The sequence below is a fragment of the Pelagerythrobacter rhizovicinus genome (assembly GCF_004135625.1).
GTDB classification, from domain to species: Bacteria; Pseudomonadota; Alphaproteobacteria; order Sphingomonadales; family Sphingomonadaceae; genus Pelagerythrobacter; species Pelagerythrobacter rhizovicinus.
In genome coordinates this window covers 804256-818146 of record NZ_SDPV01000001.1, presented here as the reverse complement: position 1 = coordinate 818146, position 13891 = coordinate 804256, and the positions used below count along the sequence as shown (strand labels likewise).

The following is a 13891-nucleotide window of genomic DNA, read 5'->3' as shown; positions in this document are numbered from 1 at the left end:
GGGCGCCACGTCGCCCCGCAGCGACGGTGAATGACACGCCGGCGGGGATGGGACGTGTTAGAACATTGAAATGCCGGGCCGCTGTCGTAGAGCGCTGCCATGACCAGCGACCTGCCGCCCTTCGACCCGGACGCCGCGGCCGCGCTCATGCTGCGGCATGGGCACCCCGGATGGCTCGGGATGCATTACGTCGCGCATGGCCCGGATTGGGTCGAACTCGCCCTCCCCTGGCGCGAAGACCTGGTGGGCGAGACCGGCAGCGGTATCCTCGCCACCGGTCCCATCGTCAGCCTGATGGACATGGCCTCGGGCATGGCGATCTGGACCGCGACGGGCGAGTTCCGCGCAATCGCGACTCTCGATCTCAGGGTCGATTACATGCGGCCCGCACGAAAGGGCGCGGCGGTCAACGGACGTGCAGAGTGCTACCGCCTGACGCGTTCCGCCGCCTTTGTGCGTGGCCTGGCGCACGACGGCGATCCGGAGGATCCGGTCGCACACGTTGCCGGGGTTTTCATGGCGATCGGAGGCGCGCGATGAGCGACGCTGCCCTTCTTGCCGCGCTCGAACGCGACCTGCCCGCCTATGCGCGCTCTCTCGGGATCGCGATCGATTCGATCGAGGGCGGCTCACCGGTGCTGGTCGTCCCCTTCGGCGAGATCGTCGAGGGGCGGCCCACGGTCTTCCACGGTGGTGCGACCAGCGGCCTGCTCGAGAACGCGGGCTATGCCGCGCTGCGCGCCGCGCTCGCGCGCGAGGGGCGGCAGCAGCGGCTCAAGCCGATCAACGTCACCGTGCAGTTCCTGAGCGCGGCCAAGAGCCGCGCGACCTACGCCCGCGGCCGCGTGCTGCGGTTGGGACGGCGCAATGCCCACATCGAGGTCGAAGCCTGGCAGGACGATCGCGCGCGCCCGGTGGCCACGGCGGTCATGAACGTCCTGATGGCGCCGGCCGATGCCTAGCCGGCACCGTCGCAGAGGCGATCGCCATCAGGATTAACCGCTTCTTTGGTTCTGCGCGATAACCCCGGGCGCAAGGACGGGGGTTGTTTCAGAAGCAGTCATGACTTTTCTGCCGCCAGCAAGCGTCGCGGCCCTGGAGAGCGTATATCCCAGGGCTTCGGCAGTTTTCCGGCACGGGCTCGCCGATCATCCGCTGCTGTCGCTAGCCGCGCTGGAGCAGGCGGCGCGCGAACTCCCTTCGAAGCATGTCGAGCGGCGCATATCCGACGCGGCGAACGGCGGCGACTTCGCCATGGATCTGCCGGACAGCGGCGACGTGGCCGACACGATCGCCGCGATCGGCAGCAGCCGCAACTGGATCATGCTGCGTTTCGTCGAGCAGTTGCCCCGGTACCGCGATCTCGTGCTGGGGCTGCTGGACGAACTCGGCCCGGCCTTCGTGCCGCTGACGGGGCCATGCGAGACGGTGAAGGCATTCGTCTTCGTCTCCGCGCCGGGAACGCTGACGCCGTTCCACTTCGATGCGGAATACAACATCCTGTTCCAGATTTCGGGCGACAAGGCATTCGCCGTCTACCCGCCGCAGCCGCCGTTCCTGTCGCCCGGGGCGCACGAATCCTATCATCGCACAGGCGACAACATGCTGCCGTGGGAAGACGAGTTCGAGACGCGGGGCACCGTGCATCGCCTGACGCCCGGCGATGCGCTGTACGTCCCTTATGCCGCGCCCCATTGGGTTCGGGCGGGCGCCACACCGTCGGTGTCCCTGTCGGTAACGTGGCAGAACGAATGGAGCCGGAAGACCGCCGACGCGATCGCTCTGAACCCGCTGCTACGCCGCCTGGGCCTCCCCTCCGCGAGCCCCCCGATCTGGCCGGAGACGCCCACCTGGCGCGCTCTCGGCGGCCGGGCAGCGCGCCGGGTGGGCCTGCTATGAAGCACTACGTCATCACCAGCGACGATGTCTCCGCCCGCGGTGCGGCGGATGACTGCGCGGTGCAGTTGCGGAAATATGCCAGCCTGGGCGCGGGAGACCACAGGCGCTGGGTGGAGCTGTCCGATCGAGCGGGCGCCGCAAACGTCTTCGCGCAGCACTGGTTCATGGACGCCGCCCTGCGCCATTCGGCGCCGGCGGGGGACGCTGTGCTGGCTGTCGTGCTCGATCATGAAGGCGCGTGGCTGGGCGCCGTGCCGCTGGTGCCGGAGCCGAGCTTCGGGCGATGGCCGGTGCGCAACTGGCAGACGTGGCTGGCGACCAACCAGTTTCTCGGCACGCCGCTTGTCTCCCCGCGTGACGCGCACCGCTTCTGGCGTTCGCTGCTCCGCTATCTCGATGCGCATACGAAACAGGGCTTGCTGCTCCACTGTCGCCGCTTCGCGCAGGACGATCCCGTGTGCGCCGCTCTTGCCGACTGCTGCGACGCCGAGGGCCGGGCCTTTCGGGTTCTCGAGCGTTTCGAGCGGCCGGCGAGATTTCCGGGCTCCGCCATCCGTCCGGCCGGCAAGTCCGAGAAGAAGGCGTTGGCGCGCCTGCGGAGCCTGCGGGGACGGCTGGAGCGCGACCATGGTCCCGTGACGGTGACGATCGAGGAACCGGACGCCTGCTGCGAACACTGGATCGACACGTTCCTCGCGCTGGAAAGGAAAGGCTGGAAGGGCAGGACGGGCAGCGCGCTGGCCTGCTCCCCCGACACCGAAGCGCTGTTCCGCGAGGTCATCCGAGGGGGGCAGGAGCGCAGGGTGATCCGGCTCGCAAAACTGGCGGCCAACGGCAGGCCGCTGGCGATGTCGAGCTGGTTCGAGGCGGGAGACCGGGGCCTCGGGTTCAAGATGGCGTTCGACGAGGCATTCCGGTCCTATGCGCCGGGCCAGCTTCTGATGCGGAGCGTCGCGGATTGTGTCGGCAGGAACCCGGCGATGCATTTCGATACCTGCACGCCGGCATTGCGGGGACAGCGCAATTCGCCCTGGAACGATGACCGGACGATCTACGACTGTGCAGTCGCCATCGGCCCGCGCCGCTACCGGCTCCTGTTCGACGGCCTGATGCGGGCGCGGACCGCCTGGGCAACAGCGATACCGGCGATCCGGCGGATCACGAAGACCGGCGCTGCCGATTGAGAGCCGTCGGGCCGGGCTGGCCGACTGCCTGCCAGGTCACTGGGCGGGCGGGTCCTGCGCCGGCGGATCACGCGGGCCGGTGCCCGGCTGGAGTGCCACGCCGTCCTCGCCAAGCCGCACGTCCACCGGAATCCCGCCCACGTCGGTCGAGATGACCACACCGTTGTCCCTGATCTGCAGGCGCGAGCCGTCCTCGCCGAGCGGTATGTCGCCGATCTGGGGGACGTCCTGGGGCTGGACCGGGCCGCTCGGGTCCGGGCTCGGCGTTGCCCGCGGGCGGACGGGCGCGCGGGCCTCGCCCAGCGCCTGGCGCATGAAGTCGCGCCAGATGCGGGCCGGAAGCCCGCCGCCGTGAACACCGGCAAGCGGCGAATTGTCGTCGTTGCCGATCCACACGCCGACCACCAGATCGCCGGCATAGCCGACGAACAGCGCGTCGCGGTTGTCCTGCGTCGTGCCGGTCTTGCCGTAGTTCGGCGCGCGCAGCATCGCGACCCGCCCGGTGCCGCGATTGATCGCGCTGCGCAGGAGCTGTTCCATCTCCTCGTGCTTGCGCCGCGAAAGGCTTTCGGGTCCGTCCCACAACCATGCGAACCAGCCCGGCTCTTCCTCGACGAAAGCATGGGGCCGGACGGGGAAGGCATTCCCCGCGATGCCCGCGTAGGCCGCGGTCAGCTCCATCAGCGTCGTTGTCGAAGTGCCTAGCGCGAGGCTCGGGTCGCCGGCCGCCAGCGGCGAAGAGATTCCCAGGCGACGGGCCGTGTCGATCACCGCCTCGTCACCCACCAGATTGAACAGGCGCACCGCCGCCACGTTGCTCGAGCGGGCGAAGGCCTGCTCCAGCGTCAGGTCGTCGGAGTATTTCCCGCCGGCGTTCTGCGGGCGATAGCTGCCGGTTTCGAACGCGGTGTTGTCGATCCGGTCCTCCGGCTTCATCCCCGCCTCCAGCGCGGCGAGGTAGACGAACAGCTTGAACGTCGAACCGGGCTGCCGACGCGCCTGCGTCGCGCGGTTGAAGGGCGACGTCGCGTAGTCCCGCCCGCCGATCATCGCCACGACCTCTCCGTTGGTGCGCATGGCGACAAGCGCGACTTGCGCCTGCCCCAGCGGCGCGCGGGCGACGACATCGCGCGCGATGCCCTGGAGGCGCGAGTCGAGCGTGGTGGTGATCGTCTGCTGGGCATAGCCGCCCTCGGTCAGTTTGCGCGCGGCGGGCAGCGCCCAGTCGGCGAAATAGGTGCCGGTGGGCAATTCGTTGCGGGTACGCACGTCGAGCCGCGGCGTAGGCAGACGGCGCGCCTCCGACTCGGTCAGATAGCCCGCCTCCACCATCGCGCTTACCACGATCCGCATCCGTTGCTCCGCGAGGTCGAAATTGCGTGTCGGTGCCAGGCGGGAAGGCGCCTTGAGCAGCCCGGCGAGCATCGCCGCCTGCTCCGGCTTCAGGTTCTCCGGCTGCCGGTAGAAGTAGTGCAGCGAGGCGGCGCGCAGGCCGTAAGTGTTGTCGCCGAAATAGGCGTTGGAGAGATAGCGCTCGAGGATCTCGTCCTTGGTCAGCCAGGCCTCGAGCCAGAACGCGATCAGCGCTTCGCGCGCCTTGCGGGTCAGGCTCTGTTCGGGCGAGAGGAAGGTGAACTTGGCGAGCTGCTGGGTGATCGTGCTGCCGCCCTGCGTCGGCCCGCCGGTCAGGTTCGACCATGCGGCGCGCGCGATGCCTCGCGGATCGACACCCCAGTGGCTGTAGAAGCGACGGTCCTCGATCGCGAGGAATGGCTCGACCACATGCGCCGGCAGTTCGGCGACGTCGACCGGCTCGCCCACCACCGCGCCATTGCGCGCGATCGGCGTGCCGTCGGCGGCGAGCAAGGTGAGCTGCGGCGGCGCGATCGGCTCGAGCGAGCGCGACAGCGGCGCGGTAACCGCCAGCCACCCGACCAGCAGGATGAAGACCAGCAGCGCACCGGCAAGGATGCGCACCGCCCAGCGCCGACGCTTGCGCTTCTTCTCGCGCTTCGGTTCCTCGTCGATATAGCGGTCGAGTTCGTCGAGCCGCTCGGCCCAGGGATCGGCATAGGCGTCCTGCACCGAATAGAATCCGGGATCGGCCGGCTCGCCGCCACCGCGCCGCTCGCGCGAAGTCCAGGGAAGAATGCGATCCATGGCTTACTGTGTTAAGTCCTTAACACAGCAGCGCCGCATCGCAAGCCGTCAGGCGCCGGAGACCACGCTCTCCGGCAGATCCTCTCCGAAGACGCGCTGATAGTATTCGGCCACCAGCATCCGCTCGGCCTCGTCGCACTTGTTGAGGAAGCTGAGGCGGAAGGCAAAGCCGATGTCCTTGAAAATGGCCGCGTTCTCCGCCCAGGTGATGACCGTGCGCGGACTCATCACCGTGGAGATATCGCCATTAATGAAGCCTTGCCGGGTCAGGTCGGCGACCTTGATCATGTCGGCGATGGTCTTGGTATCGGTGTTCGGGTTCTTCGCGGCCACGATCTGCTGCTCGGTCTCGGCCGGCAGGTAGTTCAGCGCGACAACGATGTTCCAGCGGTCCATCTGCCCCTGGTTGATCGCCTGTGTGCCGTGATAGAGCCCGCTGGTGTCGCCAAGGCCCACCGTGTTCGCCGTCGCGAACAGGCGGAAATGCGGATCGGGGCGGATGACGCGGTTCTGGTCGAGCAGGGTGAGCTTGCCCGCCTGTTCCAGCACGCGCTGGATCACGAACATCACATCCGGGCGGCCGGCGTCGTATTCGTCGAACACCAGCGCCACCGGATGCTGCAACGCCCAGGGGAGCAGACCTTCGCGGAATTCGGTCACCTGCAAGCCGTCGCGCAGCACGATCGCGTCGCGCCCGACGAGGTCGATACGGCTGATATGCGCGTCGAGGTTGATGCGGATGCACGGCCAGTTGAGGCGCGCCGCGACCTGCTCGATGTGAGTCGACTTGCCGGTGCCGTGATAGCCCTGCACCATCACGCGCCGGTTGTGCGCGAAGCCGGCGAGGATCGCCATCGTCGTGTCGGGATCGAACACGTAGGCCGAATCGAGATCGGGCACGCGTTCGTCCGCCTTGGAGAAGGCGGGCACCTTCCAGTCGATGTCGATGCCGAAGGTTTCACGCACGTCGACTTCGGTGTCGGGTGCGGCCATCGCGGTCTTGCTCGAGGCTTCGAAGCTCTTGTCGGTCATGTCGTTCATCTCGGGCGCGGTGCCTATACGCGCGCGGGAGCGGCTGCAAGCGCGCTTACAGCGAGATTTCATTCCGGCCGGCCAACGGTATATTGAACCGCATGCCGCCGCCCCGCCCGACCGACCGTCTTCGCCAGGAACTGGTTCGCCGGGTGCGCGCGACTTTCAACGAGGAAGGCCAGCAGCCCGTTCCGCCTTCGGACGAAGCGCTGTTCGCGAAGGACACACCGATTCGCCTCGTCCATGCCGATGTCGTGGCGATGATGGTCGGCGGCATCCGCGGCCTGTTGCTGCAGATGCTCCACCCGCACGCGCTGCAGGGCGTGCTGGATCATTCGGACTTTCGCGCGGACATGCACGGCCGGCTGCGGCGCACCGCACGCTTCATCGCCGTGACGACCTTCGGCCATCGCAACGACGCCCGCGCGGCAATCGAACGGGTCAACCGGATCCATGGGCAGGTAAGCGGCACCTTGCCCGACGGGACGCCGTACTCCGCCCGCGATCCGCGCACGCTGGCCTGGGTGCATGTGGCGGAAGCGACGAGTTTCCTTGCCGCCTATCTGCGGCTCGTGCGCCCGGAGACGTCCAACGGCGCGCGCGACGAGTATTACCGCCAGTTCGCGGTCATCGCCCGTGCGCTCGGGGCGGACCCCGTACCCGAGAACCAGCGCGAGGCAGAGGCGATCTTCCGCGAGCTGCGCGCCGATCTGCGCGGATCGCCGGAAGCCCGCGAAGTGGCGCAGCTCGTGCTAACCCAGCGGCCAGAGGGCGCGCCGCCGGCCCTGCAAACCATGCTGAGAGCCGAGGCCATCGCGCTGCTGCCGCCCTTCGCGCGCTCGATGCTGGGGCTGGACCGGCCGGGCCTCGAGGCGATTCCCGCCCGCGCGGCAACCTGGGCCGTCGGCAAGACGCTGCGCTGGGCCTTTCGGCAGAATTAGCCTATTTGGCGTTTTGCACTTGACATTGTAACGCTATTCGGTTATTCCGCCGGAACATCGCGATAGTGCGACCTCTCACAGCGTTTGAAATTCGGACAGCATGATCCCCAGCGAAGGCTGGGGTCTCAGGCTATCGGGCGAAGCGCCAGCGGGCGGAGACCCCAGCCTTCGCTGGGGATCGTGGGAGGTCTGCTTGGCCTGAGGCCCCTGCCTTCGCAGGGGCTCGGGAGGGCCTACGTGGACCAGATCGCCTAGGCCAGCTTGGGCGGCAGGCTGAACATGCTGGCGTAACGCAGGGCCAGATCGCGGTCGCCCTCGATCGAGAGGCCGACCCCGCGCTCCAGTTCCTCCCACGCCACGCCGGCGTAGAGCCCACCTGCGATCACCGCGGCAATCGGCGCACGGAAGATCGCGTCGGCTTCGTCGGGATCGCCGCGCCGGATCGGCAGCACGCCCTCGCCCGGTTCGGCGACGAAGCCGTCTTCGCCGATGGCAAAGCCGATCGTGCCCTCGATCTCGCCGATCCGCGCCTTGTCGACCATCGTGCGCATCGACAGCATCAGCGAGACGTTCGAGAGCGGTAGCGTCGGGTCGTGCGCACTCGATTGCGCGGCCCAGCGTCCGGCCTCCTGGATCAGCGGCTCGGCGGCGTAGCCCCATTCGGTGAGTTCGTAGACCTGCGCTTTCACCGGCGACGGCAATTGGCGGCGGACGAGCACGCCCGCTTCCTCGAGCGAGGCCAACCGTTCGGTCAGCACCTTGGCGCTGATCCCCGGCAAAGCGGCCCTGATGTCGGAGAAGCGGCGCGCGCCGAGCATCAGTTCCCTGACGATCAGCAGCGACCACCGCTCCCCGACGAGCTCCATGGCGAACGCGGTGCCGCAGGCGTCGCCATACCATTTGCCATGGGGGGATTTCGCAGCATCAGTTTCTTTTTGTAACTTCATGGTTGCTTTTTGTAACCGAGTCGATCAGAAAAAGCAAGTTCCGATTCGCCCAGAGCGAAAAGGCGACGCGAGAAATCGAGAGGAAACCGCCATGACCAAGATGCTCTTTGTGAACCTGCCCGTCACCGACCTCGCCCGGTCGAAGGCGTTCTACGAAGCCGTGGGCTTCACCAACAATCCGCAGTTCAGCGACGACAATGCCGTCAGCATGGTCTGGTCGGACGCGATCTATGTCATGCTGCTGAAGCACGACTTCTGGAAGACCTTCACCAGCAAGACGATTCCCGATGCGCACGAAAGCGCGCAAGTGATGCTCGCACTGAGCCAGGACAGCCAGGACGCGGTCGAGGAGATCGTCCGCAAGGCTGTCGCCGCCGGCGGCAAGGCGGACCCGACGCCCAAGCAGGACCTCGGCTTCATGTACGGCCGCAGTTTCGAGGATCCCGACGGACACATCTGGGAGAACGCGTTCATGGACATGAGCGCCCTGCCCGAAGGCGACCATCCGGCCGAGCAGCCCGCGAGCTGATCCGCGTGTCCTTCTGAAGAGAGGAGCAAACCGATGGCTACTGTTGCCGACAACGCCCTTCCCGCCGGATCCTCGACCCCGGCCGGGGTCTGGGTCGGGCGGGTTCTCAGCGGACTGGTGATCGCCTTCCTGCTGTTCGACGCCGGTTTCAAATTGGCCGCCCCCGAGTTCGCGATCAAGTACAGCCCGCCCGATCTCGGCTGGCCGCCGGAAGTGGGCACGATGTACACGCTCGCGATCCTCCTTTTGATCCCGACCCTGCTCTACATCTGGCCGCGCACCGCGGTGCTCGGTGCCGTTCTGATCACCGGCTATCTCGGCGGGGCGATCGCCACCCACCTGCGGATCGACAGCCCCCTGCCGACGCATACGCTGTTCGGAGTCTACCTCGGCCTAATGGTCTGGGGCGGGCTGTGGCTGAGGAATCCGGCGCTCCGCTCCGTCTTCCCATTCAACCGCGGGGAGAACTGATCATGGCCGTCGATCCCAATGCTCCAATCACGATCACGGCCTACGACTGGGTGCCCGATTTCGCGCGCGGCCTCGTCCGCGACCTGCGGGTGCGCTGGGCGCTGGAGGAAGCCGGGCTCAATTACCGGGTCGAATATCTCCCGCAAGGCACGCAGAAGATGCCCGCGCATCGCGCCCGCCAGCCGTTCGGCCAGGTTCCGACGTTCGAAGAAGACGACCTGACGCTGTTCGAGTCGGGCGCGATCGTGCTCCATATCGCGGACCGCGCACCGGGCCTGCTGCCGGAAGGACCGCATGCCCGGGCCCGCGCCGCCGAGTGGGTCTTCGCCGCGCTCAACACCATCGAGCCACACCTGAGCGATTGGGCCGTTGCCACGATCTTCGAAGCGGATCAGCCATGGTCCGAGCCGCGCAAGCCCGCGATCCGCGAACGGGTCGACGAGCGCCTGGGCGAGCTTTCCAGCCGGCTCGGGGACACCGAGTGGCTCGAAGGCACGTTCAGCGCGGGCGACCTGATGATGATCGCAGTGCTGCAGATGGTCGGCGGCGAACTCGCCGACATGTTCGATCGCTATCCGAGCCTCGCCGCCTACCGCGAGCGCGGCGAGGCTCGCCCCGCCTTTCAGCGCGCGCTGGAAGCGCACCATCAGGGATTTACCGGCAAGCCGCCCGCCGGATGGGGCGACGCATAATCCAAGGAGAGAGACGATGACGTACCTGGAAGGATTTGTCGCTGCGGTTCCGACCGCGAACAAGGATGCCTATCGCAAGCACGCCGAAGATGCGGCGCCGCTGTTCCGCGAGTTCGGCGCCGCCCGCATGGTCGAAACCTGGGGCGACGACGTGCCCAACGGCAAGGTGACCGACTTCTACGGCGCCGTGCAGGCGAAGGACGACGAGACGGTCGTGTTCTCGTGGTTCGAATATCCCGACAAGGCGACCCGCGATGCCGCCAACGAGAAGATCATGAGCGACGAGCGGATGGAGAAGATGGGCGAGACCATGCCCTTCGACGGCAAGCGCATGATCTTCGGCGGGTTCGACGCGATCGTCGACGAGCGCGGCGAAGGTAAGCCGGGCTATACCGACGGCTATCTGGTGCCGGTCCCCGTGGACAAGAAAGACGCCTATCGCGAACTGGCCCAGAGCGTCGCCGGCAAGTTCATCGAGCGCGGCGCGGTCCGTGTGGTCGAGGCCTGGGGCGACGATATCCCCGACGGCAAAGTGACCGACTATCGCCGCGCTGTGAAGGCCGAGGACGGCGAAGGGGTAATCTTCTCCTACGTCGAATGGCCCGACAAGCCGACGCGCGACAAGGCATGGGAAGCGATCATGTCCGATCCGGACATGCAGCCCCAGGGCGAAATGCCGTTCGACGGCCAGCGCATGTTCTGGGGCGGCTTCCGCCCGATCGTCGACGTTTGATCGAAGGACGACGGTACCGATGCCCGAGACCATCACGATCTGGACCTACGACTGGGTGCCGGAGGGTCCGCGCGGTTTCGTGCGCGACCTCCGGCTCCGCTGGGCGTGCGAGGAGGCGGGCCTGCCCTATGCCGTCCGCACGGTCGCCTTCGACGATCGCGAGACCAATCACCTCGACCGCCAGCCGTTCGGCCAGGTGCCGATGCTTGAGGATGGCGAGATCGCGCTGTTCGAAAGCGGGGCGTGCCTGATCCATCTGGCGCGGAAGAGCGAGGCCTTGATGCCGCGCGACGCGGTCGGCGAAGCGCAAGTGCTGCAGTGGGTGGTGAGCGCGCTCAACTCGATCGAGATGGTCTCGGTGCCGTGGTGGTTCCTGAGCATAGTGGGCGGCGCGGACAATGGCCTGACCGGCTGGCTCGACAATCGCCTGAACCAACTCGAAAACGTTCTGGCGGAGCGTGAGTGGCTTGCCGCCGGCCGCTTCACCGCCGCCGACCTGATCATGGCGGACGTACTGCGCGTCGCCAAGGTGCGCGCGCACGGCGAGCGGCCGGCGACCGAGGCCTATGTCGCACGCGTCACCGCCCGCCCTGCCTTCGCGAAGGCGCGCGCGGACCAGCTCGCGCATTTCGCGGCGGCGGACGAGACAAGGAAGGGAGACTGACAAATGGCCGAGGATAAAGGCAGCTTCATCTGGTACGAACTGATGACCCCCGATCCCGCGGGCGCGCGGGCGTTCTACCGCGAGGTGGTCGGCTGGGACATCGAAGCGGAAAGCTCGATGCCCGCGGGCGGACCGGACTATCGCATGATCAAGCGCAGCGACGGCGGGGACGCCGGCGGCGTGCTCGCCCTGACCGACGCGATGTGCGAAAGCGGGGCTCGCCCCGGCTGGTTCGGCTATGTTCACGTTCCCGATGTCGACGCCGCGGTCGCGCGGATCGTCGAGGCCGGCGGAACGGTCTTCACCGGCCCGCACGATCTCGAAGGCGTGGGCCGCATGGCCATGGTCGCCGACCCGCAGGGCGCGCCGATCTACGTGATGACGCCGACCCCGCCTGCCGATCGGCCCGACGCGCAAAGCGACGTGTTCGACTACGAGAAACCGCAGCACGTGCGCTGGAACGAGCTGCAGACGACCGACACCGATGCCGCCGTCGCGCTCTACACCGAATTGTTCGGATGGGAGCAGAAGGACAAGATGCCGATGGGTGAAATGGGCGATTACCTGTTCATCCATCAGGGCGACGGGATGATCGGTGCAATGATGCCGAAGATGCCCGACGTGCCACAGTCGGTCTGGACGTACTACGTCGGGGTCGACGACATTGACCGCGCGGCCAAGGCTGTCGCTGACGGCGGGGGGAAGCTCCTCGACGAGATCATGGAAATTCCCGGCGGCGAATTCGCGTTCCATTGCCTGGACCCGCAGGGCGCGGCGATCGGCTTCGTCGGCCCACGCAAAATTTGAGGAGAGCGAGAATGAACAAGAACACGATCTGCCTGTGGTTCGACCGCGATGCGGAAGAAGCCGCCAGGTTTTATTCCGAGACTTTCCCCGACAGCGAGGTGACCGCGGTGCGCAAGGCGCCGTCGGACTTCCCCGGCGGAAAAGAGGGGGACGTGCTCACCGTCGAGTTCACGGTGTGCGGCATTCCGTGCATAGGTATCAACGGTGGTCCCACCTTCCCGCAAACCGAGGCGTTCTCGTTCCAGATCGCGACCGACGATCAGGAGGAGACCGACCGCTACTGGGATGCGATCGTCGGCAATGGTGGAGCGGAATCGGCCTGCGGCTGGTGCAAGGACAAGTGGGGCCTCAACTGGCAGATCACCCCGCGCGTTCTGACCGAGGCCATGGCTGCGGGCGGCGACGAAGCGCAGCGCGCTTTCGAGGCTATGATGACGATGCAGAAGATCGACGTCGCCAGGATCGAAGCCGCACGGCGCGGCGGCTGAGCCGCCATCCGATGGACTGGAGCGACTGATGCGCCCTATCATTACCGCCTTCGCCCAGTCGCCCGACAAGGGCCAGGGGCTCGCGCGCGACATGCGCGTGCGCTGGGCGCTCGAGGAAGCGGATCAGCCCTACGACGTAGGGCTGGTTTCGTTCGACGAGATGAAGCGCCCGGAGCACCTGGCACTTCATCCCTTCGGACAGATCCCAACGTACGAGGAAGGCAACCTCGTGCTGTTCGAATCGGGCGCAATCGTGCTCCACATCGCGATGCGGCGCCCGGGCCTGCTGCCCGACGATCCCGACGCGCGCGCGCGCGCGATCGGCTGGCTCTTCGCCGCGCTGAACACGGTGGAGCCGCCAGTCGTCGAGCGGGAACAGGTAAAGTACACCGAAGCAGACAGGAGCTGGTACGCGGCGCGCCTGCCGCTCCTGGACGACCGGGTCCGCATCAGATTGAACCAACTCGCAGGCCGGCTCGCGGATGCCGAGTGGCTCGACGGAGGATTCAGCGCAGGCGACCTGATGATGATCATGGTGCTGCGCAGGCTGGAAGGAACGAACATCTTGGAAGACTACCCAACGCTCAGCGACTACGTGGCGCGCGGGCTGGCGCGGCCCGCCTACCAGCGCGCGTTCGAGGCGCAACTGGCCGTGTTCGAGGAGCTTTCGTCATGACGCTCGCGCTCTACGGCCATCCGTTCTCATCCTACACCTGGAAGGCGCTGATCCCGCTCTATGCGAACGGGACGGCGTTCGAATTCCGCGAGGTCGGGGAAGAGCATCCGCAGAATGCCGAGTTTGTGCAGGCAGCGCATCCTGCGGGCAAGTTCCCTGTACTGGTCGACGGCGACATTACGGTGATCGAGGCGACCTCGGTCGTCGAGCATCTCGCGCTCCGTCACCCCGGCCCGGCCCCGCTGATCCCCGAGGATCCCGCGCAAGCGTCGGTCACGCGTATGCTCGACCGGGTGTTCGACAACTACGTGATGGGCGGCGTCATGCGGGTCGTGATGGCTTACATCGTCGGCAAGAACGGCCCCGATCCCGCGGAAGTCACGGCGGGCAAGGAAGGCTTGCTGCGCGCCTATCGCTGGATCGAGAGGTGGCTGGAGGCGAACACGCTCCCGCCGCACGTTTCGCTGGTGACCTGCGCCGCCGCGCCCTCGCTGTTCTACGCTGACTGGATCGAGCGCATTCCCGAAGACTGCCCGCGCCTGGCCGCGCTGCGCGCCGAACTGCTCGCCCTGCCGCCAGTCGCGCGCTGCGTCGACGACGCCCGGCCCTACCGCCCACTGTTCCCGCCTGGCGCGCCCGATCGGGACTAGGGGTTCGCACGAGAGGAG

General features: G+C 67.1%; 17 protein-coding genes. 14 read left to right on the top strand and 3 right to left on the bottom strand.

Annotated elements, in window-relative coordinates; all coding sequences use genetic code 11:
• Positions 1-99: 99 nt before the first annotated feature.
• The 4 genes from ETX26_RS03990 (at position 100) to ETX26_RS03975 (ending at position 3083) form a co-directional block, all read left to right on the top strand.
• Positions 100-540, top strand: a complete 441-nt coding sequence (locus ETX26_RS03990) for a PaaI family thioesterase (RefSeq protein WP_129523370.1) — start codon at positions 100-102, stop codon at positions 538-540.
• Entirely contained in the window at positions 537-962 is a 426-nt protein-coding gene (locus tag ETX26_RS03985) for a PaaI family thioesterase (RefSeq protein WP_129523369.1), read from the top strand. The genes ETX26_RS03990 and ETX26_RS03985 overlap by 4 nt, the downstream gene beginning before the upstream one ends.
• Positions 963-1062: 100 nt before the next feature.
• Positions 1063-1899 (top strand): cupin-like domain-containing protein, encoded by an 837-nt coding sequence (locus ETX26_RS03980; RefSeq protein ID WP_129523368.1) that lies wholly within the window; start codon positions 1063-1065, stop codon positions 1897-1899.
• Entirely contained in the window at positions 1896-3083 is a 1188-nt protein-coding gene (locus tag ETX26_RS03975; RefSeq protein ID WP_129523367.1) for a GNAT family N-acetyltransferase, read from the top strand. Before ETX26_RS03980 ends, ETX26_RS03975 begins: the two co-directional genes overlap by 4 nt.
• A 36-nt stretch (positions 3084-3119) precedes the next feature.
• Here the strand turns inward: ETX26_RS03975 and ETX26_RS03970 are convergent, their stop codons facing one another.
• Together ETX26_RS03970 and cobS are read right to left on the bottom strand one after the other, a co-directional pair.
• The gene (locus ETX26_RS03970) at positions 3120-5243 is read right to left on the bottom strand and encodes a transglycosylase domain-containing protein (protein WP_129523366.1); all 2124 of its coding nucleotides are present in this window, start codon (positions 5241-5243) and stop codon (positions 3120-3122) included.
• 48 nt (positions 5244-5291) lie between these two features.
• On the bottom strand, positions 5292-6284 hold the full coding sequence (gene cobS, locus ETX26_RS03965) for a cobaltochelatase subunit CobS (protein WP_129523365.1): 993 nt from the start codon (positions 6282-6284) through the stop codon (positions 5292-5294).
• A 92-nt stretch (positions 6285-6376) separates the two neighbouring features.
• On the opposite strand from cobS, the gene ETX26_RS03960 reads away from it, so the two are divergent.
• The gene (locus ETX26_RS03960) at positions 6377-7216 is read left to right on the top strand and encodes an oxygenase MpaB family protein (protein WP_129523364.1); all 840 of its coding nucleotides are present in this window, start codon (positions 6377-6379) and stop codon (positions 7214-7216) included.
• Positions 7217-7467: 251 nt separating this feature from the next.
• Here ETX26_RS03960 and ETX26_RS03955 read toward each other — a convergent pair whose 3' ends face one another.
• The gene (locus ETX26_RS03955; protein ID WP_129523363.1) at positions 7468-8163 is read right to left on the bottom strand and encodes a winged helix-turn-helix transcriptional regulator; all 696 of its coding nucleotides are present in this window, start codon (positions 8161-8163) and stop codon (positions 7468-7470) included.
• A gap of 91 nt (positions 8164-8254) precedes the next feature.
• On the opposite strand from ETX26_RS03955, the gene ETX26_RS03950 reads away from it, so the two are divergent.
• From ETX26_RS03950 to ETX26_RS03910, 9 genes are read left to right on the top strand one after another with little or no spacing between them, the layout of a single operon-like run.
• The gene (locus tag ETX26_RS03950) at positions 8255-8692 is read left to right on the top strand and encodes a VOC family protein (protein WP_129523362.1); all 438 of its coding nucleotides are present in this window, start codon (positions 8255-8257) and stop codon (positions 8690-8692) included.
• Positions 8693-8725: 33 nt separating this feature from the next.
• Positions 8726-9163, top strand: coding sequence for a DoxX family protein (locus ETX26_RS03945; protein WP_129523361.1), 438 nt, complete (start codon positions 8726-8728; stop codon positions 9161-9163).
• 2 nt (positions 9164-9165) lie between these two features.
• The gene (locus tag ETX26_RS03940; protein WP_129523360.1) at positions 9166-9855 is read left to right on the top strand and encodes a glutathione S-transferase family protein; all 690 of its coding nucleotides are present in this window, start codon (positions 9166-9168) and stop codon (positions 9853-9855) included.
• Between the two features lie 16 nt (positions 9856-9871).
• A complete protein-coding gene (locus tag ETX26_RS14575; protein WP_129523359.1) occupies positions 9872-10588 on the top strand; it encodes a DUF1428 domain-containing protein in 717 nt (238 codons plus the stop codon).
• Positions 10589-10607: 19 nt separating this feature from the next.
• Positions 10608-11252: a glutathione S-transferase family protein gene (locus ETX26_RS03930; RefSeq protein WP_129523358.1), complete on the top strand. Its 645-nt coding sequence runs from the start codon at positions 10608-10610 to the stop codon at positions 11250-11252.
• A gap of 3 nt (positions 11253-11255) precedes the next feature.
• The gene (locus ETX26_RS03925; RefSeq protein ID WP_129523357.1) at positions 11256-12059 is read left to right on the top strand and encodes a VOC family protein; all 804 of its coding nucleotides are present in this window, start codon (positions 11256-11258) and stop codon (positions 12057-12059) included.
• Between the two features lie 11 nt (positions 12060-12070).
• A complete protein-coding gene (locus ETX26_RS03920; protein ID WP_129523356.1) occupies positions 12071-12547 on the top strand; it encodes a VOC family protein in 477 nt (158 codons plus the stop codon).
• A gap of 28 nt (positions 12548-12575) precedes the next feature.
• On the top strand, positions 12576-13223 hold the full coding sequence (locus ETX26_RS03915; protein ID WP_129523355.1) for a glutathione S-transferase family protein: 648 nt from the start codon (positions 12576-12578) through the stop codon (positions 13221-13223).
• Positions 13220-13873, top strand: a complete 654-nt coding sequence (locus ETX26_RS03910) for a glutathione S-transferase family protein (RefSeq protein WP_129523354.1) — start codon at positions 13220-13222, stop codon at positions 13871-13873. The genes ETX26_RS03915 and ETX26_RS03910 overlap by 4 nt, the downstream gene beginning before the upstream one ends.
• Positions 13874-13891: the final 18 nt, after the last annotated feature.